Annotated in this window: 23 protein-coding genes and 1 pseudogene; 9 read left to right on the forward strand and 15 right to left on the reverse strand. The window is 73.0% G+C overall.

What is annotated here, in order from left to right; genetic code table 11:
• Positions 1 to 55: 55 nt before the first annotated feature.
• Both ACE1OC_RS05725 and ACE1OC_RS05730 read left to right on the forward strand, forming a co-directional pair.
• Positions 56 to 718, forward strand: coding sequence for a class I SAM-dependent methyltransferase (locus ACE1OC_RS05725; RefSeq protein ID WP_407836032.1), 663 nt, complete (start codon positions 56 to 58; stop codon positions 716 to 718).
• Between the two features lie 271 nt (positions 719 to 989).
• Positions 990 to 1,454 carry a hypothetical protein gene (locus tag ACE1OC_RS05730; RefSeq protein ID WP_243341408.1) on the forward strand — a complete coding sequence of 155 codons (465 nt, stop codon included), beginning with the start codon at positions 990 to 992 and terminating at the stop codon, positions 1,452 to 1,454.
• A 14-nt stretch (positions 1,455 to 1,468) separates the two neighbouring features.
• Here ACE1OC_RS05730 and ACE1OC_RS05735 read toward each other — a convergent pair whose 3' ends face one another.
• The 4 genes from ACE1OC_RS05735 to ACE1OC_RS05750 all read right to left on the reverse strand — a co-directional run bounded on the left by ACE1OC_RS05735 (position 1,469) and on the right by ACE1OC_RS05750 (position 6,220).
• Positions 1,469 to 1,873: a hypothetical protein gene (locus ACE1OC_RS05735; protein WP_407836033.1), complete on the reverse strand. Its 405-nt coding sequence runs from the start codon at positions 1,871 to 1,873 to the stop codon at positions 1,469 to 1,471.
• Between the two features lie 80 nt (positions 1,874 to 1,953).
• Positions 1,954 to 2,814: an Fpg/Nei family DNA glycosylase gene (locus ACE1OC_RS05740; protein ID WP_407836034.1), complete on the reverse strand. Its 861-nt coding sequence runs from the start codon at positions 2,812 to 2,814 to the stop codon at positions 1,954 to 1,956.
• 57 nt (positions 2,815 to 2,871) lie between these two features.
• Positions 2,872 to 4,935, reverse strand: coding sequence for a SpoIIE family protein phosphatase (locus ACE1OC_RS05745; protein WP_407836035.1), 2,064 nt, complete (start codon positions 4,933 to 4,935; stop codon positions 2,872 to 2,874).
• A gap of 7 nt (positions 4,936 to 4,942) precedes the next feature.
• Positions 4,943 to 6,220, reverse strand: a complete 1,278-nt coding sequence (locus ACE1OC_RS05750; protein ID WP_407836036.1) for a DUF6777 domain-containing protein — start codon at positions 6,218 to 6,220, stop codon at positions 4,943 to 4,945.
• A gap of 173 nt (positions 6,221 to 6,393) precedes the next feature.
• On the opposite strand from ACE1OC_RS05750, the gene ACE1OC_RS05755 reads away from it, so the two are divergent.
• From ACE1OC_RS05755 to ACE1OC_RS05765, 3 genes are read left to right on the forward strand one after another with little or no spacing between them, the layout of a single operon-like run.
• Positions 6,394 to 7,383, forward strand: a complete 990-nt coding sequence (locus tag ACE1OC_RS05755; protein WP_407836037.1) for a YndJ family protein — start codon at positions 6,394 to 6,396, stop codon at positions 7,381 to 7,383.
• Positions 7,380 to 7,976 (forward strand): DUF1990 family protein, encoded by a 597-nt coding sequence (locus tag ACE1OC_RS05760; RefSeq protein ID WP_407836038.1) that lies wholly within the window; start codon positions 7,380 to 7,382, stop codon positions 7,974 to 7,976. The genes ACE1OC_RS05755 and ACE1OC_RS05760 overlap by 4 nt, the downstream gene beginning before the upstream one ends.
• Complete coding sequence (locus ACE1OC_RS05765; protein WP_407836039.1) at positions 7,934 to 9,373, forward strand: lipase maturation factor family protein; 1,440 nt, start codon at positions 7,934 to 7,936, stop codon at positions 9,371 to 9,373. Before ACE1OC_RS05760 ends, ACE1OC_RS05765 begins: the two co-directional genes overlap by 43 nt.
• On the opposite strand, the gene ACE1OC_RS05770 is transcribed toward ACE1OC_RS05765, so the two are convergent.
• Positions 9,359 to 10,342 carry an NAD-dependent epimerase/dehydratase family protein gene (locus ACE1OC_RS05770; protein WP_407836040.1) on the reverse strand — a complete coding sequence of 328 codons (984 nt, stop codon included), beginning with the start codon at positions 10,340 to 10,342 and terminating at the stop codon, positions 9,359 to 9,361. The two genes, ACE1OC_RS05765 and ACE1OC_RS05770, sit on opposite strands and share 15 nt — an antisense overlap.
• 210 nt (positions 10,343 to 10,552) lie before the next feature.
• Positions 10,553 to 10,729, reverse strand: a complete 177-nt coding sequence (locus ACE1OC_RS05775) for a hypothetical protein (protein ID WP_250741880.1) — start codon at positions 10,727 to 10,729, stop codon at positions 10,553 to 10,555.
• Positions 10,730 to 11,041: 312 nt separating this feature from the next.
• Here ACE1OC_RS05775 and ACE1OC_RS05780 point away from each other — a divergent pair, with 312 nt between their 5' ends.
• Positions 11,042 to 11,404: a hypothetical protein gene (locus ACE1OC_RS05780; protein WP_407841482.1), complete on the forward strand. Its 363-nt coding sequence runs from the start codon at positions 11,042 to 11,044 to the stop codon at positions 11,402 to 11,404.
• A 105-nt stretch (positions 11,405 to 11,509) separates the two neighbouring features.
• On the opposite strand, the gene ACE1OC_RS05785 is transcribed toward ACE1OC_RS05780, so the two are convergent.
• Positions 11,510 to 12,997 carry an SDR family NAD(P)-dependent oxidoreductase gene (locus ACE1OC_RS05785; protein WP_407836041.1) on the reverse strand — a complete coding sequence of 496 codons (1,488 nt, stop codon included), beginning with the start codon at positions 12,995 to 12,997 and terminating at the stop codon, positions 11,510 to 11,512.
• A gap of 200 nt (positions 12,998 to 13,197) precedes the next feature.
• Here ACE1OC_RS05785 and ACE1OC_RS05790 point away from each other — a divergent pair.
• A pseudogene (locus tag ACE1OC_RS05790) lies at positions 13,198 to 13,983 on the forward strand (DMT family transporter); the annotation flags it as partial.
• Between the two features lie 150 nt (positions 13,984 to 14,133).
• Here ACE1OC_RS05790 and ACE1OC_RS05795 read toward each other — a convergent pair.
• Positions 14,134 to 15,387, reverse strand: coding sequence for a transglycosylase family protein (locus ACE1OC_RS05795; RefSeq protein ID WP_407836042.1), 1,254 nt, complete (start codon positions 15,385 to 15,387; stop codon positions 14,134 to 14,136).
• A gap of 207 nt (positions 15,388 to 15,594) precedes the next feature.
• On the opposite strand from ACE1OC_RS05795, the gene gndA reads away from it, so the two are divergent.
• Positions 15,595 to 17,040 (forward strand): NADP-dependent phosphogluconate dehydrogenase, encoded by a 1,446-nt coding sequence (gndA, locus tag ACE1OC_RS05800; protein ID WP_407836043.1) that lies wholly within the window; start codon positions 15,595 to 15,597, stop codon positions 17,038 to 17,040.
• 24 nt (positions 17,041 to 17,064) lie between these two features.
• Here the strand turns inward: gndA and ACE1OC_RS05805 are convergent, their stop codons facing one another.
• From ACE1OC_RS05805 to ACE1OC_RS05820, 4 genes are all read right to left on the reverse strand, one after another.
• Positions 17,065 to 17,232: a hypothetical protein gene (locus tag ACE1OC_RS05805; RefSeq protein WP_407836044.1), complete on the reverse strand. Its 168-nt coding sequence runs from the start codon at positions 17,230 to 17,232 to the stop codon at positions 17,065 to 17,067.
• An 87-nt stretch (positions 17,233 to 17,319) separates the two neighbouring features.
• Positions 17,320 to 17,682, reverse strand: a complete 363-nt coding sequence (locus tag ACE1OC_RS05810) for a GNAT family N-acetyltransferase (RefSeq protein WP_407836045.1) — start codon at positions 17,680 to 17,682, stop codon at positions 17,320 to 17,322.
• Positions 17,683 to 17,696: 14 nt separating this feature from the next.
• Positions 17,697 to 18,116, reverse strand: a complete 420-nt coding sequence (gene panD, locus ACE1OC_RS05815; RefSeq protein ID WP_383948972.1) for an aspartate 1-decarboxylase — start codon at positions 18,114 to 18,116, stop codon at positions 17,697 to 17,699.
• 63 nt (positions 18,117 to 18,179) lie between these two features.
• A complete protein-coding gene (locus tag ACE1OC_RS05820; protein ID WP_407836046.1) occupies positions 18,180 to 18,533 on the reverse strand; it encodes a hypothetical protein in 354 nt (117 codons plus the stop codon).
• Between ACE1OC_RS05820 and ACE1OC_RS05825 the strand changes: the two genes are divergently transcribed.
• The gene (locus tag ACE1OC_RS05825) at positions 18,520 to 18,813 is read left to right on the forward strand and encodes a hypothetical protein (protein WP_407836047.1); all 294 of its coding nucleotides are present in this window, start codon (positions 18,520 to 18,522) and stop codon (positions 18,811 to 18,813) included. The two genes, ACE1OC_RS05820 and ACE1OC_RS05825, sit on opposite strands and share 14 nt — an antisense overlap.
• 21 nt (positions 18,814 to 18,834) lie before the next feature.
• Here the strand turns inward: ACE1OC_RS05825 and ACE1OC_RS05830 are convergent, their stop codons facing one another.
• Genes ACE1OC_RS05830 through ACE1OC_RS05840 form a run of 3 tightly spaced genes read right to left on the reverse strand, consistent with a single transcriptional unit; the run spans position 18,835 to position 21,193 of the window.
• Positions 18,835 to 19,524: an ABC transporter ATP-binding protein gene (locus tag ACE1OC_RS05830; protein ID WP_407841483.1), complete on the reverse strand. Its 690-nt coding sequence runs from the start codon at positions 19,522 to 19,524 to the stop codon at positions 18,835 to 18,837.
• A gap of 14 nt (positions 19,525 to 19,538) precedes the next feature.
• Positions 19,539 to 20,282 carry an ABC transporter ATP-binding protein gene (locus tag ACE1OC_RS05835; protein WP_407836048.1) on the reverse strand — a complete coding sequence of 248 codons (744 nt, stop codon included), beginning with the start codon at positions 20,280 to 20,282 and terminating at the stop codon, positions 19,539 to 19,541.
• Complete coding sequence (locus ACE1OC_RS05840; protein WP_407836049.1) at positions 20,279 to 21,193, reverse strand: branched-chain amino acid ABC transporter permease; 915 nt, start codon at positions 21,191 to 21,193, stop codon at positions 20,279 to 20,281. The genes ACE1OC_RS05835 and ACE1OC_RS05840 overlap by 4 nt, the downstream gene beginning before the upstream one ends.
• Between the last annotated feature and the right edge of the window lie 157 nt (positions 21,194 to 21,350).

Genomic DNA, 21,350 nt, shown 5'->3' on the forward strand with positions numbered 1-21,350 from the left:
GGCTGCGTTGTCGGCGCCGGGCTGCGTTGTCAGTGCCGGCTGCCAGACTCGCGGGATGCCGAACTCCGCGAACACCGCTGCCATCACCGCCTACTGGGACGCGGCCGCGGCCCGGTTCGACGAGGAGCCGGACCACGGCCTGCGGGCCCCGGAGACCCGTGCCGCCTGGGCGGACCTCCTCGGCTCCTGGCTGCCGGCCGGACCGCTCGACGTCCTCGACGTGGGCTGCGGCACCGGCTCGCTGTCCCTGCTGGCCGCCGAAGCCGGGCACCGGGTCACCGGCGTGGACCTCTCCCCGCAGATGGTCGGGCACGCCCGGGCGAAACTGGCCGCCGCCGGCCTGACCGGCCGGTTCCTGGTCGGCGACGCCGCAGCTCCGCCCACCGGGGACCAGCGGTTCGACGTCCTGCTCTGCCGCCACCTGGTGTGGACCCTGCCTTCCCCCGGGGCCGAGCTCGGCGAGTGGATCGGCCGGCTGCGCCCGGGCGGCACCCTCGTCCTCGTCGAGGGCCGCTGGGGCGAGTCCGGTGCGAGCGCAGCACCGTACGTACCCGGCGCGGAGACCCTGCCCTGGGCGGGCGGCGTCGGCGCCGACGAACTCGCCGCCGCCGTACGCCCGCTCGTGACCGCCCTGCGCGTCGAGCCCCTCGGGGGCGACGCCGCCCTGTGGGGACGCGCGGTGACCGACGAACGCTACGCCGTGATCGCCACGGTCTGACCGGCCCGGGGCGGCCCGGGACGGCCCGGGAGGCGCCTCGCCCGAGGTACGGCGAATGCGTCAAAGAATGGCCTGAACGCCCTCGAAGCGGACACGAACCGCATCGAAACCGGCACCGGACCGTTCAAGTTGAGTAAACATCCCCCGCTCCGCGAGCCGCGCAAGGAAGGCTCGGCGCTGACGGTGGGAAGACGCGACGCATGCGGGAGAAGGTGGAACGGTGCAGCCCGAGGGTACGAACGGCACCAGTGACGGTGGGCTGGCGGTGCCCATGGCATGGCTCTACGCGGAGTACATCGCCGACGAACTGCTGCGCACGGGCCGGCTGATCCCGGTCAGCACCCTGGAGTTCCGCGCCGGACGCGACACGCTCGCGCTGACCATCTACCTCTCGGACGCCGCCGGCGAACTCTCCGGGATCCGGGTCGTCTCGCAGCTCGACGAGTGGATGTCGCTGACGGCGTACGGTCACCCCTGGCGCGACTGGGTCCACACCCGGTTCCTCGCGCTGGGCGAGGAGGCCCGCGAGCGCGGCCGGGGCGAGGACCCCGATCTGGAACTGGCCCGGGCGGCCTGGCGCTGGCTGGACCACACGGAGCTGTTCGCCACCAACCTCGACCCGGGACGCCACGGCCACGCCGACACCCCGCCGGGCCTGGACGAGAACGCCCGGGTCTGGACCCCGGCTTGGCAACTCGGCCTGCCGCTGGGGCATCTGGCGATGCACCTGTTCTGAGCGCGAACGGCGGCCTACAGCGGCCGGCGCGGGCCCGGCGACTCCGTCGGGTCGGTGACCAGCCCGGTGAAATCGGCCTCGTTGCGCTCGGCCCGGATCACGTACGCACGGGCGACGCACCACAGCACCGGGTACACCAGCACCCCGAGCGCGACCCAGACCAGCGGGCCCGACGCGACCCGCGGGAGCAGGAACAGCAGCGGCAGCAGGCCCACCAGGAGGACGAGCGCGGCCAGGGCGGCGAGTCCGGCGCGCAGTTGGCTGCGCATCAGGGCCCGTACGTACGTGGCGCCCAGGGTGGTCTGCTCGGAGATCTCGGACCGCGCCGGCGTGTGCGCGGGAGGCCTCGTGCGACCGCCGCGCGGGACCCCGGTGACGACCTCCCGCCGGGGCGGCTGCGACTGCTGCTCCTCGGGCATGGGCCCGAGTCTAACCGCAGTCGGGCCGGCCGGGCCCTCCAGGGAAGCCCCGCGGCAGGGCCCGCGGCAGGGCCCCGGGCCTACTTCAGCAGCTTCGACAGCCTGCGGTCGGCGAGCGGCTTCCCTCCGGTCTGGCAGGTCGCGCAGTACTGGAGCGAGGAGTCGGCGAAGGAGACCGAACGGACGGTGTCCCCGCACACCGGGCAGGGCTCGCCCGCGCGGCCGTGGACCCGCATCCCGCTCTTCTTCTCGGCCTTGAGCCGTCCGGCGGCCACTCCGTGCGCCCGCTCGACGGCCGTGCGCAGGGTCTCCTCGACGGCCGCGTACAGCTGGTCCACCTGCGCCTCGTCGAAGGAGGCCGCCAGTTTGAAGGGCGAGACCTTGGCGTGGTGGAGGATCTCGTCGCTGTAGGCGTTGCCGATCCCCGCGATGACGCTCTGGTCGCGCAACACCCCCTTGATCTGCCGCCGTTCCCCGGCGAGCAGCGCACCGAAGGCCTCGCGGTCGAAGCCCTCGGCGAGCGGGTCCGGGCCGAGCCGGGCGATGCCCGGGACCTCCTGCGGATCGCGGACCACGTACACGGCGAGCCGCTTCTGGGTCCCGGCCTCGGTGAGGTCGAACCCGCCGCCGCCCTCCAGGACCAGGCGCAGCGCGAGCGGTCCCTTGCCGGGGCGCGGCGGCCGGTCGGGAACGGTGTCCATCCAGCGCAGCCAGCCGGCCCGGGCGAGGTGGGTGACGAGGTGCAGTTCGCCGATGCGCAGGGCGAGGAACTTGCCGTACCGGGCCGTGGTCCCGGCCCGCTGCCCTTCGAGCGCGGTCAGGGGCGGGTCGTACGTCTTGAGCACGCTCACGGCGAGCGGGAGGACGCGCTCGACCAACCGCCCGGCGAGGTGTTCGTCGAGGAACCCCCTCAGGGCCTCGACTTCGGGCAGCTCGGGCATGCCCCCAGCCTGCCGCGCCCCCGGACGAAGCGCGAGCCGTGGGCGGACCGTACGGGCTCACGGCATCGTGAACTCGCACCACACGCACTTGCCGCTCCCCCGCGATTCCACGCCCCAGACGTCCGCCAGCCGGTCCACCAGCATCAGACCGCGTCCCGAGACCCCGGCGTCGCCCGCCTCCCTGCGGCGGGGCAGGGCGCTGGAGCGGTCTTCGACCTCCACCCGGAGCCGGCGCTCGGGGCCGGTCAGGACCCGCAGCGTCACGATGGCGGGACCGTCGGTGTGCATGAGGGCGTTGACGATGAGCTCGTCGGCGACCAGCTCGATCTCGTCCGCCCGCTCCCGGGCGCCCCAGGTCCGCACCGCCGCGCCGATCATGTGGCGGGCCGATACGAGGGCCTCCGGATCGCCGGGCGCCACGTGCTGCTGGAGTCGGCCGCCGGCCTGCTGGACCTCTTCGGCCTCGCGGCGGAGCAGCAGCAGCGCCATGTCGTCGTCGCCGCCCCGGTCGTCCACGACCTCGCACAGCCGGTCGGCGAGCAGGGCCAGGTCGGCCGGTCCGGTGCGGACGAGGGAGGCGAGGAGCCGGACGCCGTCGTCGAGGTCGGCTCCGGGCTGTTCCACGAGACCGTCCGTGCACAGCAGAAGCGTTTCTCCTGGTCCGAGCTCGACCGTGGTCACCGGATACTCCAGCAGCCCGAACTCCGCGGACAGCCCCAGCGGCATCCCGCCCTCCAGCGCGAGGCGCTCGCAGCCCCCGTCCCGGGTGCGCAGCAGGGGGTCGATGTGGCCGGCCCGGACCAGTTGCAGCACCCCGGTCGAAAGGTCTGCCTCGGCGTACGTGCAGGTGGCGAAGCGGTCGGTGTCGAGCTCGTGCAGGAAGACGGAGGCCCGGGCCATGACGGTGGCCGGCGAGTGTCCTTCGGCGGCGTAGGCGCGCAGCACGATCCGCAGCTGGCCCATGACCGCCGCGGCGTGGGTGTCGTGGCCCTGGACGTCGCCGATGACCGCGCCGACCCGGCCGCCGGGCAGCGGGATGACGTCGTACCAGTCGCCGCCGATGTCCTGGCCCATCTTGGCCGAGCGGTACCGTACGGCGATCTCGGCGCCCGGCACCGAGGGGATCCGGCGCGGCAGCATCGCCTGCTGGAGCCCTTCCGCGAGATCGTGCTCCTGCTCCAGCAGCATCGCCCGCTGCAGGCTCTGGGCGATGCTGCTGCCGAGCGCGACGAGCAGGTTCCGCTCCTCCTGGGTGAAGCCGTCCTTGTCCCGGTAGAGCAGGCCGATCGCGCCGATCGGGCGGGCCTGGGCGATCAGCGGCAGGTAGGCGGCCGCCGAGATGTGCATGGACGAGATCTTCGCCCAGAGCCCGGGGTACCCGGCGGCGAACTCGGCCGCGGAGTCCAGGAACCGCGGCTGGAGCGAGCGCACCACCTCGCTCATCGGGTACTGCTCGTCGATGCGGGTGTAGCGGGTGCCGGGGACGAAACTGCCCGCGGGGCCCTCGGCGACGAGGTGGATCCGGCCTGCTTCGACCAGTCCCATCACCATGCCCATGGATCCGAGCCGTTCCAGGCCGTGGGCGTCGCCGAGCGCGTCGATGACGTCCTGGACGGTCCGGGCGTGCGCGAGTGCGGCGGTGGTGCTCTCGACCACGGAGGTCTGGCGGCGCCGCTCCTCGTCCAGCCCGAGGCGCTCCGCCGAATGACTGAGCTCCTCGGTGGCGTCGCGGACGATGCCGATGATCCGGTACGGGCGGCCGTCCGGGCCGCGCATGACCCGCCCCTGGGTGTGCGTCCAGCGCAGCGTGCCGTCGTGGCAGCGGATGCGGAAGTAGGCGCCGTAGCTGTCGACCCCGCTCTTGAGGGCCGAGGAGACCAGTGCGTCGAGCCGGACGGCCTCGGCGGGCGGGACCCGCGGCGAGAGCGACTCCGGCCGGCCGTCGTACTCCTCGTCCGTCGTGTCGAAGACCTCGAGGGCCGCCGAGTCCATGTGCATGAGACCGGTGACCAGGTCCCAGTCGAAACTGCCCATGCGGTTCAGCGAGAGCGACCGGTCCGGATGTGCGGGCCAGTCCTCCGGCAGCGATACGGCGGTCGGCACCGGTCCACCATGACACACGGGCCGGTCAGGCGCTCTCCAGGTACTGGCCGTCGTACGGGGCCGAGGGCTGCTGCTCGGGGACGGAGTAGGGGTCGGCATAAGGGTCCGTGTCGGGGTTCGCGTACGGGTCCCCGTACGGATCGCTCGGCTCCGGAGACCCCCCGTCGGGGCCCACCAGGGTCCCCGGGTCGCTCGGGGTCTGCCCGGGCAGGTCGGAGGGGATGTCGGTGGGCTGGTCGGGGGCCGGCGGCGGGGCCTTGGGCTGGCCGGAGGGGATGCCGTTCGAGGGCTGGTCGGGGGCCGTCGGGGTGTTGGGGGTGTTCGGAGCCGTCTGCGGGGAGCTCGGCGGGCAGTCGGTCGCGTTGGGGGCGGGGCTGCGGCCCGGGCTGGGCGGGCCGGTGGGCGGCTCGGTGCGGGCGAGGCTGTTGCTCTCCGGGGTCCGGCACGGTTCGGCCGGCGAGGTGCCGGGCGGGGTCGCGGGCCCGGCGGGGATCCCGTCGGCCGGGTCGTACGGGGGCGGCGTCCGCGGGGTGCGGTCCTGGGCTCCGTCGTCTCCGGCCGTGCGCTCGATCCAGGTGTTGTCGGCGATGTTGACGATGACCAGGTTGTTGATCACCTGCATGGTCGGCTCGATGACCACGACCTGGGTGGGCTGGTAGCCGCTCCAGGGGTCCCCCTTGAGCACCGGCGCGCCCTTGGCGGCGCGCGGAGCGGCCAGCGGGTTCCCGCAGGCGCAGCGGACGCGGGGCATTCCGTGGTCGTCCACGAGGACGGCGGTGCCGGCCTGGAGGACGGACTGGAAGGCGTTGGGGCTGCCACCGACGAAGCCGTGGTTGGTCACCCGGGTGTCGGCGCGCAGCACGACCGGGGTGAGGCCGCGCAGGAAGTCGGGGATCTTCTCCTGCTCCACCTGGGAGGCCTCGGCGAAGGCGCGCGCCTTGGCGTCGTCGGCGGTCAGGGACTGGACCTGCGCCTCCACGTCGCAGCTGCCGAGCCGCTGGGTTCCGCCGTACAGGCCGGGGGTGGCCGCGTTGACGGTGCGGATGCCCTGGCCGGTCGCGTTGGGCAGCGGGGGCTGGACGGGGGCCGATTCGGCGGTGGCGGAGGAGGAGGTGAAGGGGTCGGGGCCCGCCGAGGCCACGGGCTGGAGGTGGACGTCCTGGCTCTCGGCGGCGGGGCCCTTGGTCCGTCCCTCGTCGCCGGTGGCCCCGCAGGCCGCGGCGAGGAGTCCGAGGACGGTGAAGAGGGCCGCCCGGGCCGGTGCGTGACGACGCGGCGCCTGACGGGGTGTCGGTGCGTACACGTTGCATCTCCCTTTTCGCCCCGGTTGCTCCCTCTTGTCTGCCGTATGTACGGGGTGCCCGCAACCGGAGATCGCGCACCCGACGTCGTCTTGAACATGTTCAAGACGACGTCTAAGCTCACGACCGTGAATTGAACGCGTTCAATGCGTTCGTATCCGGAGGGGGATCCGCGGTGACCGTACTGGTGAATCTGATCGTCACCTTGGGCATGCTCTACGTCGTCCCGGCCGGCCTGCGCCTGATCGATCCGGTCCGGTTCGGGCGGACGGCCCGGCTCTGGCCGCTGTTCGCGGCCCCCGGAGCGGTCTGCCTGTGGCTGCCCCGGGGAGCCCCGGCCACGGTGCTCGCCTCGATCTACGCGGCGGCCACGCTGGCCCTGGCGGTACGGGCCGTGGTCCCGGCGGTACGGGCCGCAGCCCTGGCGGTGCGCGCCGTGGTCCCGGCGGTACGGGCGCCGGCCCGGTCGGCGCGGAGCCTGACCCGTACCGGCGCGTCCGGGCGGGGCCCCGGCCCCGCCGGGGTGGCCGTGCTCACCGCGCTTGCGGCGCCCTCGGTCGCCGGGACCGCCCTGGTCGCCGAACGTGCCGGACACCGGCTCTTCGGCTTCGACCTCGACATCCTGGCCCTGACCGTGCCGCACTTCCACTTCGCCGGTTTCACCGCGGCCCTGGTCGCCGGTCTGGTGTGCCGGGCCTCCGCCGCCGGAGCCCTCGCGCGCTGGGCGGCGTACAGCGTCCCGGCCGGGACCGCGCTGGTGCTCCTCGGATACTTCATCGACGACTGGGCCGAGCTGGTGGGCGCGGTGACGCTGACCGGCGGCATGTGGGCGGTGGCCCTGCTGACCTGGCGGGACGTCCGCCCCGGGACCCGCGGCCGGGACCGGTTCACCGGTGCGCTGCTCGCGTGCTCGGCGGTCGTCCTGGTGGCCACCATGCTGCTCGCCCTGTGGTGGGCGCTCGGCGAGGCCACCGGGATCGTGCACCCCACCCTGACCTGGATGGCCGCGACCCACGGCCTCGGCAACGCCCTCGGCTTCGGCCTCTGCTCACTGCTCGCCTGGCGCCGCCTGACCGCATCGGCCGCTCGGCCCGCACCCTCACCTGTGCCTGCACCCGCACCCGCATGCGCCGCCCTGCCCGACCGAACGGAGATCCCGGCATGACCCGCCTCCTCAGCGAAGCCCGCACCACCTTCAACTACCCCGACCAGGGCGCCACGGCCCGGCGGCCGCTGCCCGCCGGGTACAACTTCACCCACCACCGCACCCGGATCGGGCACGGGCAGGCAGCGCTGGACGCGGCCGGGGCCGCCGTCACCACCTTCCGGGCGCACCGCGCCTCGGGCATGCTCGTCACGGCCGGAGCGTTCCCCGTCCGGCCCGGCGACCGGGTCGTGGTCGGGATCGGGATCGGCCCCGTGCGGGTCGACGCCCCGTGCGAGGTGATCTGGACCGCGTACGAACCCCGGCGGACCGGTTTCGCGTACGGGACGCTGAGCGGGCATCCCGAGTGCGGCGAGGAGTCCTTCGTGGTGGACATGGAGGCCGACGGCTCGGTGTGGTTCGAGGTGACCGCCTTCAGCCGCCCGGCAAGCTGGTACACCCGCCTGGCGGGCCCGGTCGTCCCCCTGCTCCAGCAGGCCTACGCCCGGCGGCTCGGGCGGTACGTGCGACGGCTCGCCACGGGTGCCCGGCCGACCCGATACTGGAGGGGATGGACTGGTTCACGGCGCCCGGATACTGGCTGGGGCGGCTGATCTTCCAGCGGGCCCTGGCCGGTGTCTACCTCGTCGCCTTCGCCGGGGCCGCCCTGCAGTTCCGGGCACTGATCGGGGCGCACGGCATGCTGCCCGTGCCGCGCCACCTGCGGTACGTGCCCTTCCGGCGCGCCCCGAGCCTGTTCCACCTGCACTATTCGGACCGGTTCTTCGCCTCCTGCGCCTGGACCGGGGCGGCCCTGGCGGCGGCGCTCGCCGCGGGGGCCGGGGACGCGGTGCCGTTGGGCGCGGCGATGGCGATGTGGGCGCTGCTGTGGCTGCTGTACCTGTCGATCGTGAACGTGGGGCAGACCTGGTACTCCTTCGGCTGGGAGTCGCTGCTGCTGGAGGTCGGCTTCCTGGCCGTCTTCCTCGGCAACGCCCGGGCCGGGCCGCCGGTGCTGGTGCTGTGGCTGCTGCGCTGGGTGGTCTTCCGGGTGGAGTTCGGCGCGGGGCTCATCAAGATGCGGGGCGACCCCTGCTGGCGCCGGCTCACCTGCCTGTACTTCCATCACGAGACGCAGCCGATGCCCGGCCCGCTGAGCTGGTTCTTCCACCATCTGCCGAAGCCGCTGCACCGGGTGGAGTGCGCCGCCAACCACGTGACCCAACTGGTCGTGCCCGTCCTGCTGTTCACTCCGCAGCCGGTGGCCTCGTACGCCGCCGCGATCATCGTGGCGACCCAATTGTGGCTGGTGGTGTCGGGGAACTTCGCCTGGCTGAACTGGATCACGATCACGGCGGCCCTGCCGGCCTTCGACTTCACCGCCCTCGCGGGCGCCCCGCCGCCGGCCGCCTCCCGGCAGGGGCCGCTCTGGTACGTGGTCCTGGTGTGCGCGCTCACCGCGCTGGTGCTCGTGCTGAGCCGGCATCCGGTGGCCAACATGGTCTCGCGCCGCCAGGTCATGAACCGGTCCTTCGACCCCCTCCACCTGGTCAACACCTACGGGGCGTTCGGCACGGTGGGCCGGATCCGCGAGGAGGTGGTGGTGGAGGGCACCGCGGACCGGCAGCCCCGGGAGGACGGCGCGTGGCGGGAGTACGGCTTCCGGGGCAAGCCGGGTGACGTCCGCCGGATCCCGCGCCAGTTCGCCCCGTACCACCTGCGCCTCGACTGGCTCATGTGGTTCGCGGCGCTCTCCCCCGGCTACGCCCGCGACTGGTTCGGGCCCTTCGTGGAGCGACTGCTGTCGGGCGACCGGGACACCCTGAGGCTGCTCCGCCACAACCCCTTCCCGGACGCGCCGCCGCGCTACGTCCGGGCGCGGCTGTACCGCTACCGGTTCACCACGTGGCGGGAGCTGCGCGAGACCGGGGCGTGGTGGCACCGCACGCTGGTGCGCGAGTACCTGCCACCGACCCGGCTCGCGCAGGCGGCCCGGTCAGAGCCCGAGTAGTTCCGCCTCGCGCTCGGCCGATATGCCCTTCATCGGCCGGTCGGCCCGGTGGGGGGCGACTCCGCCGAGGGTCTGGAGCCAGGTCCAGGTGTCGGCGGCGGTCTCTTCCACGGGGCGGCAGACGAGGCCCGCCGTCAGGGCCTTGGTGACGTCCCCGCCGAACATGAAGTCGTGCATCTCGCCTTCGGGAACCCAGACGGGCAGCTCGACCCAGGGCTCGACCCCGGCCTTCTCGAGCACCGCGGCGTCGGTCCAGCGCGGTTCGGCGTCGGAGCCGGTGGCGGCGGCGCAGGCCGCCAAGAGGCCGCCCATCGTGGTGTGGCCGACCGGGGAGATCGTGTTGTAGGCCCCTCCGAGACCGGCCTCCGCCGCATCCAGGGAAAAGCGCGCGAGGTCGCGCACGTCGATGTACTGGAGCGGCAGGTCGGGGCGCCCGGGCGCGAGGAAGGGGCCGCCGCGGGCGATGCGGTTCAGCCACCAGGGCAGCCGGCCCACGTTCTCGTACGGGCCGAGGATGAGGCCGGCGCGCAGCAGGAGGGCACGGTCGCCGAAGGCGTCGAGGGCGGCGAGCTCGCCGCCGCGCTTGTCCTCGGCGTAGGCGGTGGCTTCGGCGTCGGGCGAGCCCTCGACGAGCGGGCCGTCCTCGGCCAGCCCGGCCGGGGCCGGGTAGGAGTACACCGAGCGGCTGGAGATGTACACGTACCGTCCGACCCGGCCGGCCAGCAGGCGGGCGCTGTCGCGCACGGCGGTGGGGGCGCCGCCCCAGGTGTCGACGACGAGGTCCCACTCCCCTTCGGCGAGGGCTTCCAGGCCTCCGGGAGCGGTGCGGTCCCCGTGCAGGGCAGAGGTCCCCGGCGGGGGTGCGTGGTGGCCTCGGTGGAAGACGGTGACGTCCCACCCGCGGCTCAGGGCGTCTTCGGTGATCGCGCGCCCGACGAATTCGGTTCCACCCAGCATCAGCAGCTTCATGCAGGTCAGCCTGCCCGGGACCGGGGGCGCGCGGAACCCTTGATCGCCCACAGCGATGACGCCCTCGGCGTACGGGTCGCGGGAACTTCCGGGCCCCGCCGGGCGTGGTCGAGGACCTCGGGGACTACTCCCTGAAGGCCCTCAGCGAAGTGTCACGCCGCCGCCCGCCGTCCCGGTTCGTTACCGGGACGGCGGGCGGACCGTACGGATCTAGTCGATGCCGGGCAGGATGTGCGGCTCGGCGAGGTCGTCCTCGTAGCCGGCGAGGCGGATGGGAGCGGACCGGGCCCAGACCTCCAGGTTGCCGAGCGTCTCGGGGCGCTTGCTGCTCCGCGACCCCGTCCGTTCCCTTGGCGCCTGGTCTGTCGTCGTCAGTTCTGGTGTCACCGCGCACTCCTTTGTGTCGCGTAACCCGGCGGGCGAGCCGCGCGCCGGTGCGGGAAGAGAAGGTTTCCGGACGCGGTGGCGCCTTGGTGGAGCGAGGGCCCGTGTGGGGCTCTCATGGCGATCAGAGTACACATATGAGCGCACCCCCGCTCGATGGAATAGTAAAATCCACTCCGGACAGCTTGTTTTCGCCACGAGTTCATCACCTCGCACGTCGGCGCGTCGCGTACGACTGATCTGCTCGACGGCGCCATACGGGTGATACGCGGTCGGGCGACGGAAGGAACGACAGTGGCGAAGTCCGAGGTGCCGGTGGTCGTCGGAAGCGTCGGGGAACTGATGGACCTGCTGCGGGGCGGGCAGGGCGACGGCCACGGCCTGCGGGTCGCCGCGCTGCTGCGCCGTTCGCACCCCTTCGACAAGGAACTGCAGGTCGCGGGGCTGCTGATCGACCACCCGGCGGAGACGATCCGCCCCCTGCTGGGCGAGCGGGTGGCCCGGCTCCTACGGCTCCACGGACGCGGCGCACCGGACGCCGGACCGGACCCCGACGCGGAGTCCCTCGGCCACGCGGCCGAAGCGGGCCGCTCCCCGGGCCTGGACGCGGGCGTGCTCGAGGACTGGCGCCCGGTGCTGGAACTGGTGGCGGCGGGGTCCTACGGCCGCACCGCCTGAACCGCACGAAACACCTGAACCGTCTGAACCGCCTCAAAAACAAAGCGCCCCCGGCCCTCTCCAAGGAGGGACCGGGGGCGCTCAGATGAGCCGGGTGCGTGCGGCCTACCAGTTGGCGGGTGCGTAGTCCTTGAGGAAGACCCCGTACAGGTCCTCGCCGAGCTCGCCGCGGACGATCGGGTCGTAGACCCGGGCCGCACCGTCGACCAGGTCGAGGGGCGCGTGGAAGCCCTCCTCGGCGAGGCGCAGCTTGTCGAAGTGCGGGCGCTCGTCCGTGATCCAGCCCGTGTCGACCGAGGTCATCAGGATCCGGTCGGTCTGGAACATCTCCTGGCCGCTGGTCCGGGTCACCATGTTCATCGCGGCCTTGGCCGCGTTGGTGTTCGGGTGCCCCGCACCCTTGTAGCCGCGGCTGAAGACGCCCTCCATCGCCGAGACGTTCACGACGTACGCCCGCCCGCCCGCGGCCTTGCGGGCGGCCTCGGCCATGGCCGGCCTGAGCGCACTGATCAGGATGAACGGCGACGTGTAGTTGCACAGCTGGGTCTCGAGCAGCTCCACCGGGGAGATCTGGTCGATGGTCTGCACCCACGTGTTGCTGTCGACGACGTCGGGCAGCAGGCCGCCCGCGTCGATGGCGGTGCCGGCGAGGTGTCGCTCCAGGCTGGCGTTGCCCGCGACCAGTGCGAGGTCGGCGACCTTCTGCGCCTCGAGCCCGCTCACGCCGATGGGCAGCGCCGCCAGGCCGTCGACCGCGCCGGAGTTGAAGGCCCCGATGACGTGGTGGGACGGGAGCTCGCCGGCCGGCAGCGGAGCGCTCTCCCCCTCGACCAGCGCCGCGTAGGCGCTGGGCAGGCGGCGCACGGTCTGCGTCGCGTTGTTGATCAGGATGTCGAGCGGGCCGGCCGCTGCCACCTGGTCGGCGAGGGCCACGGACTGGGCCGGGTCGCGCAGGTCGATGCCGACGACCTCCAGCCGGTGCATCCACTCCGCCGAGTCGTCCATCGCCTTGAAGCGGCGGATGGCGTCCTTGGGGAAGCGGGTGGTGATCGTGGTGTGCGCACCGTCGCGCAGCAGCCGCAGCGCGATGTACATGCCGATCTTGGCCCGGCCGCCGGTGAGCAGCGCGCGCTTGCCGGTGAGGTCGGCGCGGGCCTCCCGCTTGGTCCGGTTCACGGTGGCGCAGGCCTGGCAGAGCTGGTGGTAGAAGTAGTCGACCTCGACGTAGCGCGTCTTGCAGACGTAGCAGGAGCGCGGGCGCTGGAGTATTCCGGCGATCCGTCCGGCCTCCGTGACCGACGAGGGCAGCAGGCCCTCGGTCTCGTCGTCGATGCGCTCGGCGGAGCCGGTCGCGGTCGCCTCGGTGACGGCCTTGTCGTTGGCGGTCTTGGCGGCGCGGCGGTCCTGGCGGCGGCGCTGCTTGACCGTGCGGTACAGACCGGCGGTGGCGCGGCGCACGGTGATCGCGTCCGGGTGGTCGACGTCGAGCTTGTCGAGCTCGTCGAGCACGCTGAGGCAGAGGGCCAGGCGGTCGGGGTCGATGCCGGGCCCGAAGGCGTGGCCCTGCTCCTGGCTGTCTTCGGTCACCGTCATACCGCTGTCGTTCCTTGATCAGTCGTCCGCGTCCGCCGGCTGCGGAAGTCCCCAAAAGGGCTAGTGTACGGATCCCCCCGGCGGGAAGACAAACGCGCTCCTCCGCTCACGGCTACTGCGTTCGGAGTACGCCCCAGGGCGTACCCGTCCCCGCCTCTAGGGGGAGGAATAGCTCTCCCGACTCGGGCATTGTGACTTTTATGAGTGCCCTAGCGTTTTCGGTCCTGCTGTGCCTGGTGTCCGCCGTGGCGTATGCGGCCGGAGCGATCGTCCAGGAGCGGGTCGCGTCCGGTGCGACGGGCGGGTCCTACGCCCCGGTGCGCCGGCCCGCCTGGTACGCCGCGATCGCGCTGAACGGCCTCGGAGCCCTCCTGCACGTGGTGGCGCTCGCGTACGGGCCGCTGAGCCTGGTGCAGCCGCTCGGGGCCCTCACCATCGTCTTCGCGCTCCCGATGGCGGCCGTGTTCGTACGGCATCGGCCTCGACGGGCGCAGTCGGCCGCCGCCTGGCGCGGGGCCGTCCTGGCCACGGCCGGGCTGGCCGGGCTGCTGGCCCTGACGGGCGGGAGCGGGCGGGCCGCACAGTCCCTGTCGGGCGGGGACCAGAGCCTGCTCCTGGCGGCGACCGGGGCACTGGTGTCCGTGCTGTTCCTGGCCGCGCGCCGGGTGCGGCGGGTCACCGTGCACAGCGTGCTGCTGGCCACGGCGGCCGGGGCCGCCTTCGGGATGGCCTCGGTGTTCACGAAGGCGGTGGCGGAGAGCTTCGCCCCGGACGCGCTGGTCACCCTGTGGCCGGAGCTGACCGCGATCGCCGCGCTGGCCGCCACGGGGCTGCTGCTGTCGCAGGCGGCCTACCGCGGCGCCGGGCTGACCGCCCCGCTGGCCACCGTGACGGTGGCCAACCCGGTGGTCGCGGCGGCGGTCGGCATCGCACTGTTCGACGAGGGCTTCCGCTACGGGGCGGCCGGTGTCGCCGCGGCGCTGGTGAGCGCGGCGGCGGCAGCGACCGGGCTCGTCCTGCTCACCCTCGCGCCCCGGGACGGGCGCGTGCCCGCCCCGTCGGTACCGGCGCCGGCTGTCGCGCCGACCGCGGCGCCGACTGCGGCCGGGAGCCCGGCCTCCGCCGCGGCCCCGGCTTCAGATGGCGACTCCGTGGGCCCGCAGGTACTTCAGCGGGTCGATGTCGGTGCCGTAGCCGGGTCCCGTGCGCATCTCGAAGTGAAGGTGCGGTCCGGTCACGTTCCCCGTCGAGCCGGAACGGCCGATCCGCTGTCCGCCGGTGACCGCCGCGCCGGCTTTGACCGAGAGCGCCGAGAGGTGCGCGTACTGGGAGTACCGGCCGTCGGTGTGCCGGATGACGACCTGGTACCCGTACGCTCCGGCCCAGCCCGCTGAGACGACCTCCCCGCTGCCGACGGCCTTGACGGTGGTGCCGGTGGCCACCGGGAAGTCGATGCCCGTGTGGTAGCCGCTCGACCAGGACGAGCCCGCGACGTGGTAGGCGGTGCCCAGGCGGGCGTCGACCGGGGCACTGAAGGCTCCGGAGGGTGCCTGCGGCTTTTCCGCGGGCTTCTCGGCCGGCTTTTCGGCCGGTTTCCCACCGGCCTGCTCGGCGGGCTTCGCCGGGGCCACGGGCTTCACGGGTTCGGCCGTGCGCGGTGGCTTCTCAGGATTCGGCGCGGGCGGTGCGGCGGTCACGCGCAGGGTGAGCCGCTGTCCGGGGAAGATCAGGTCCGGATCGCCTCCCACGACGGCCCGGTTGGTCTCGTACAGGGACTGCCAGCCGCCCTCGACGTGCTGCTCGGTGGCGATCGCCGACAGCGAGTCCCCGGGGGCGACGACGTAGGGGTTGGGCAGGACGGACGTCCCGGTCGGGCGGGGCGTCGTGCCCTGGGGAGCCGCCTTCTGAGCAGCCGGCGCCATGGCCTTGGGAGCGGCCGGCGCCACGGCTTTCGGGACCGCCTTCGCGGGGCCCGTCGCCTTGCCCTGAGCTCCGAGAGCGGGCGCGGGGCCGCTGCGGCTGAGTCCGGCCTGCTTCCCGCAGACCGGCCAGGCCTGCGGCCCCTGACCCTTCAACACCTTCTCGGCCACGGCGATCTGCTGTTCCTTGGTGGCCAGATCGGCGCGGGCTGCGTACGCGGTTCCGCCGAAGGCGCGCCAGGTGCTCTGACTGAACTGGAGTCCGCCGTAGTAGCCGTTTCCGGTGTTGATGTGCCAGTTGCTCGTGGATTCGCAGGCGGCGACCTTGTTCCAGGTGTCCACCGAGGCGGCGTGTGCCGCTCCCGCTCCGATCAGGGGCAGCGCGATCCCGGCTCCGCCCGCGGTGACGACGAGCGAGGCACGGTTGATGCTGCTCGGCTGATACCGGCGGTGCCGGCCCCGTACACCCATGGGAGCCCCCATCGAAGACATCAGGAACCTCGCAACCTAACGCCACGACCGGGGCATGACAAGGCGCACAACACAACGCGTTCGAGCGGAAGTTGGTTTCCCGCCGAATGTAGGACACCGGTAAGGATCTCCGTCGGGGTAGCGTCGGTGTTCCTGCATTCCTCCGCACATCGAATGCATTGTCGACGCACTCAGGAGCGCACGCACATGACCAGCAGCACGGCCCAGATCGGAGTCACCGGACTCGCGGTGATGGGCAGCAACCTCGCCCGCAACTTCGCCCGCAACGGGTTCACCGTCGCCGTCCACAACCGCACCACCGCCAAGACCACGGCGCTCGTGGAGGAGTTCGGACACGAGGGCTCCTTCGTGGCCGCCGGGAGCGCGAAGGAGTTCGTGGACGCGCTGGAGCGCCCGCGCCGTCTGATCATCATGGTGAAGGCCGGCGAGCCGACCGACGCGGTGATCCGCGAGTTCGCCCCGCTGCTGGAGCCGGGCGACGTGATCATCGACGGCGGGAACGCCCACTTCGAGGACACCCGCCGCCGCGAGAAGGAGCTGCGCGAGCAGGGCCTGCACTTCGTGGGCGTCGGCATCTCGGGCGGCGAGGAGGGCGCGCTGCTCGGCCCCAGCATCATGCCCGGCGGATCCGAGGAGTCGTACGCCTCGCTCGGCCCGCTGCTGGAGAAGATCTCCGCCAAGGCCGCCGACGGCACGCCCTGCACCTCCCACGTGGGCCCCGACGGTGCCGGGCACTTCGTGAAGATGGTGCACAACGGCATCGAGTACGCCGACATGCAGCTGATCGCGGAGGCCTACCACCTGCTGCGCGAGGTGGCCGGCTACTCCCCCGCGAAGATCGCCGAGACCTTCCGCGCCTGGAACAAGGGCCGGCTGGACTCGTACCTGATCGAGATCACCGCCGAGGTGCTCGCGCACACGGACGCCGCGACCGGTCTGCCGTTCGTGGACGTGGTCGCCGACGCCGCCGAGCAGAAGGGCACCGGCCGCTGGACCGTGCAGATCGCCCTCGACCTGGGCGTGCCGGTCTCCGGGATCGCCGAGGCGGTCTTCGCCCGCGCGGTGTCGGGCCACGGCGAGCTGCGCACGGCCGCGCGGGGTCTTGCGGGACCGCAGGCCGCGCCGCTGTCCGCCGCGGCGGCGGACGCCTTCGCGGCCCGGGTGGAGCAGGCCCTGTACGCCTCGAAGATCGTCTCCTACACGCAGGGCTTCCACCAGATCCAGGCCGGCAGCGAGGAGTACGGCTGGGGCGTGGACCCGGGCGCCGTGGCCTCGCTGTGGCGCGGCGGCTGCATCATCCGCGCCGCGTTCCTGGACCGGATCCGGGCCGCGTACGACGCCCGGCCGGAGCTGCCGAGCCTGCTGGCGGACGCCGGCTTCGCCGACGAGATCGGCGCCGCGCAGGACGACTGGCGCGAGGTGCTGGTGGCGGCGGTCCGCCAGGGCATTCCGGTGCCGGCCTTCGCGGCCTCGCTGGCGTACTACGACGCCCTGCGCTCGGAGCGGCTCCCGGCGGCCCTGACCCAGGGCCAGCGCGACTTCTTCGGGGCGCACACCTACCGGCGCACCGACCGCGAGGGCTCGTACCACACGCTGTGGAGCGGAGACCGCTCCGAGGTCCGTACGGCCTGACGCGTACGGCCCGGCGGCCCCGCGTCAGCTCAGCGGCTCCGGCGGGGGCTGGGGCGCGGGGCCGGGCGGCGGCGGTACGGGGTCGGGTTCGGGGACCGGACCGGGTGTCGGCGGCTCGGGCCGGGGCAGCGGCGCCGGATCCGGGAACGGGTTCGGCACCGGGGCCGGGTCGGGGACGGGAGGCTGTGTCATACCTCCAGCCTCCCTCGAACCCGGCCGCTGCGCCCACCGGACGCCGCGCCCACCGGACGCCGCGCCCACCGGACTACGTGGGCGGCGTCACCACAGGTCGGAGTCCGAGGCGAGCTGCGCCTTGGCGGCGGCCACCACCCCGGCCGGTGCCTCGGGCGCCTGCTCGGGGTGTTTGGCGGCCCAGGCGGCGGCATACGGGCAGAGCGGGACGACGGGTACGCCCTCGTCGGCCGCGATCCCGTAGAAGGCCTTCACCAGGTTCCCGGCGATCCCCCGGCCCTCGTGCCCCGGCTCGACGATGGTGTGGACCGCCACGAGGGCGTGGGGGTCCCCGGCGAGCGCGAAGTAGGCGATGTGTCCGACCACCGCCCCGTCCTCGACGGCCTGCAGCCGCCCGGCCGCGCGGTCGTCCACGATCTTGATCGATTCACTCGACCCGGTCTGCGACATCGTCCCCACTCTCCTCAGACAGCCACCGCGTGGGGGCTGCGCTCCTGGTCCGTTCCCGGAACCGGGGCGGAGGGATCCACACCCAGCTCGATGATGCGGTTGTCGCCGTCGACATGGACGACACGCGGCTCGAACACGCGCGCCTCGGCGTCTTCCATCTGCCCGTAGCTGATGAGGATGACCAGGTCACCGGGGTGCACGAGGTGCGCGGCGGCCCCGTTGATCCCGATGACCCCCGAGCCGCGCTCGCCCTTGATGACGTACGTCTCGAGCCGCGCCCCGTTCGTGATGTCCACGATGTGCACGAGCTCGCCGGGCAGCAGGTCCGCCGCGTCGAGGAGATCGGCGTCGATGGTCACGGACCCGACGTAGTGCAGGTCGGCCTGGGTGACGGTGGCCCGGTGGATCTTGGACTTGAACATGGTGCGAAGCATGCAAAACTCCCGATGTGTCTGCTCCCTGCCTGCTTCACGCAGGTCAAGGGCGGTCTGCGGAGCCTACAACGATTCGCATCCGCGGTCAGCTCCAGATGTCCAGCAGTTGGTTCGCCGCACGGATGGACCAGGCTCTTGTCGGGGAGGACGAGGATGCCGGTTCAGACCGGCGCCGATCGCCATCTTCGCCTCGCCGACCGCGTCGTCGCCGGGTCCGCCGGACAGCCACACGATCGGATCGGGTTTCGGCTGGGCCGCCTCGGCCGCCACGATCGCGACACCGAGGGTGATTCTTCGGCTGTCCGGCTTCGTGCGGTTCTCCGGCACGGTGAGCGTTCCACAGCGGGCTCCTTCGAGCTCGGCGACCGGATCCGCCGTCTTGGGGCAGGGGCCCGGCTCGAACGTGGCATCACCCACGGTGCGGGCGACCGTACCGGTCGCCGAAGGCGTCTCCTCCTGCGCGCTCACCGGAGCCGCGGTGGTCGCGCGGGACAACGTACGGGCCGTCTTGGGAGCCCGGCTGGCCCCGGTCTTCATGTCGAACGTCCCGTTGATGAAGAGGACCGGCACGGAGCTGACGGTGGGCACCCGCACGTCGGCGGTGTGGGCCGAGACCGTCATCGCCCTCTGCCTGATCACCGTGGTCGTCACCGGCATCCACAGTGCCCTCCAGGCGGACGACACCCCGCGCACCTAGTGGGTTCCGCGGATCGCCCGATCAGTCGACCCCCAGCAGGCGGCGCAAGTCCCCCGGACGGGAAGCCAGTTCCGCGGCGGCCGACCGGTGGACGATGACGCCCTTCCGCATCACCGCCACGCTCTCCGCGACGGACAGGGCCAGCCCCAGGTTCTGCTCGACGAGGACGACCGACATGCCCTGCGCGCTCACCTCGCGGATCACCTCGCCCACTTGGGAAACGATCGCCGGCGCGAGCCCGTCGGACGGCTCGTCGAGGAGCAGCAGGCGCGGATTGCCCAGCAGGGCCCGGGCGATCGCGAGCATCTGCTGCTCCCCTCCGGAGAGCTGGTCGCCGCGGTGACCGAGCCGCTCCCCCAAGCGGGGCAGCAGGTCGAGGACGCGGGTCCTGGTCCAGGGGCCGCGCGCCGGGCTCCGCGAGGCGATCGTCAGGTGTTCGTCCACGGTCAGCGGGGCGAACACCCTGCGCCCCTGGGGGACCACGCCGACCCCCGCCCTGGCGATCACGTCGACGCGGGCTCCGGCCAGCTCCCGGCCGTCGAGGAGGACGCTGCCTCCGTAGGGGCGGACGAGGCCCATGACGGTCGAGATGAGGGTGGTCTTCCCGACCCCGTTCCGCCCGAGGAGGGCGACGGTGCCGCCCTCGTCGAGGTCCAGGTCCACACCGCCGAGGACGACGCCCCCGGCATAGCCGGAGCGCAGTCCGCGCATGCGCAGGAGCGGGTTCACGAGGCGACCTCCATGGTGCCCAGGTAGGCGGTCTGGACTTCGGCGGAGGCGCGCACCTCGTCCGGGGAGCCGGTCTTCAGGTGTCTGCCGAGGTGCATGACCGTCACCGTGTCGGCGAGCTCGAAGACCATGTCGAGGTCGTGCTCGATGAGCAGGACGGTGACCTCCCGGGGCAGGGCGGCGATCAGTTCGGTGAGCCGCGCCGTCTCCGCCGGCGACATGCCGGCGGCCGGTTCGTCCAGGAGCAGCAGCCGGGGTTCGGTCCCCAGCGCCACGGCGACCTCCAGTTGGCGGCGCTCGCCGTGCGAGAGCTCGGCGGCCGTGAGGCCGTGCCGGGCGGGCAGGCCCACCCGGTCGAGCAGTTCGTGCGCCTTCGCGATCGCCGCGTCCCGGGAACCGGCCCGGGAACCGGTGCGGCGCACCACGGCGAGGAGCACGTTCTCCAGAACGGTCTCGCGCAGGAAGAGACTGGAGTGCTGGAACGTCGCCGCGACACCGAGCCCGACCCGGCGGTGTACCGGCAGCCGGGTCACGTCCCGTCCGTCGACATGGATGGTTCCGGCAGTGGTCGGCAAGGTTCCCGAGATCAGGCCGAACAGCGTGGACTTGCCCGCACCGTTCGGGCCGATGACCGCGTGCCGGGCACCCGCCCGAACCGTCAGGTCGACCTCGTCCAGGGCCCGGAAGGAGCCGAAGTGCCGGGATGCCCGGCGCAGTTCCAGTAGATCGTGATCTGTCACGCCGTCCTCTTCCGGGTGAGCCTGTGCGGGATGCGTACGCCGGCCAGCCCTCGGGGCAGCGTGTAGACGGCGATGACGAAGAGCAGTCCGAGCAGCAACGGGCCGCGGCCGGCGACGGCTTCGAGGTTTCCGAGGTAGTCGCGGGTGAGCCAGACCAGCGCGGCGCCGGCGCAGGCCCCCCTCATCGAGCCGGAGCCTCCGATGACCACGGCCAGCAGGGCGAGCGCGGCGATCTCGAAGCCGGCGTCGCCGGGCGAGACGAACCGCTGGACCGAGACCCACAGGGCCCCGGCGGCTCCGGCCAGCGCCCCGGCGCCGCAGTAGACGGTCAGGGCGTACCGCTGGGTGGGGTAGCCGATCGCCCGCATGCGGGGCTCGTTGTCGCGGATGCCGCGCAGGGCCAGGGCGAAGGAGGTCGAGCCCAGGCGGGCGACCGCCGCGTAGAGCAGCAGGAACACGGCCAGGACGTAGAAGTAGACCAGTCCGTCGAGCTCCAGGGCGGGCATGCCGGGCAGCGGTACGACGGGCGGGATGCCCGACATGCCGTCGGTGCCGTTCGTCAGGGACTTCCAGTTGACGGCGGCGCTGTAGACGATCTCGCCGATGGCCAGCGTGAGCATCAGGAACACCACGCCCCGGGCTCGCACGGCCAGCCATCCGGTCCCCGCCGCCACCAGCGCGGAGACGGCCGCGGCGATGAGGAGTTGGAGCGGTCCGAGGTCGGTGATGCGCGTCGCCACGATCGCCGCCGTATAGGCGCCGACGCCGAAGTAGGCGGACTGGCCGAGGGTCGGCAGCCCGGTCAGACCGGTGAGCAGGTTCACGCTCAGTACGAGGAGGGCGAACACCAGGATCCGCGACAGGGTGCCGACGGCGTACGGGCCCAGCACGAAGGGGGCCAGGGCGAGCACGCCGGCGACCGCGGTCGCCGACAGCCGCCGCCGTGTCGCGGGGCGGGAGGATGTGGGAGCAGGGGATGTGGGCGCGGGCGATGCGGGAGCAGGGGATGCGGGCGCGGCGGGCGCGGGCGCGGGGGATGCGGACGCGGAGCCGTCGGATGCGGGCGGC

Origin of the sequence: Streptomyces stoeckheimensis (assembly GCF_045822005.1) — a bacterium.
In the GTDB taxonomy this organism is placed as follows: Bacteria; Actinomycetota; Actinomycetes; order Streptomycetales; family Streptomycetaceae; genus Streptomyces; species Streptomyces stoeckheimensis.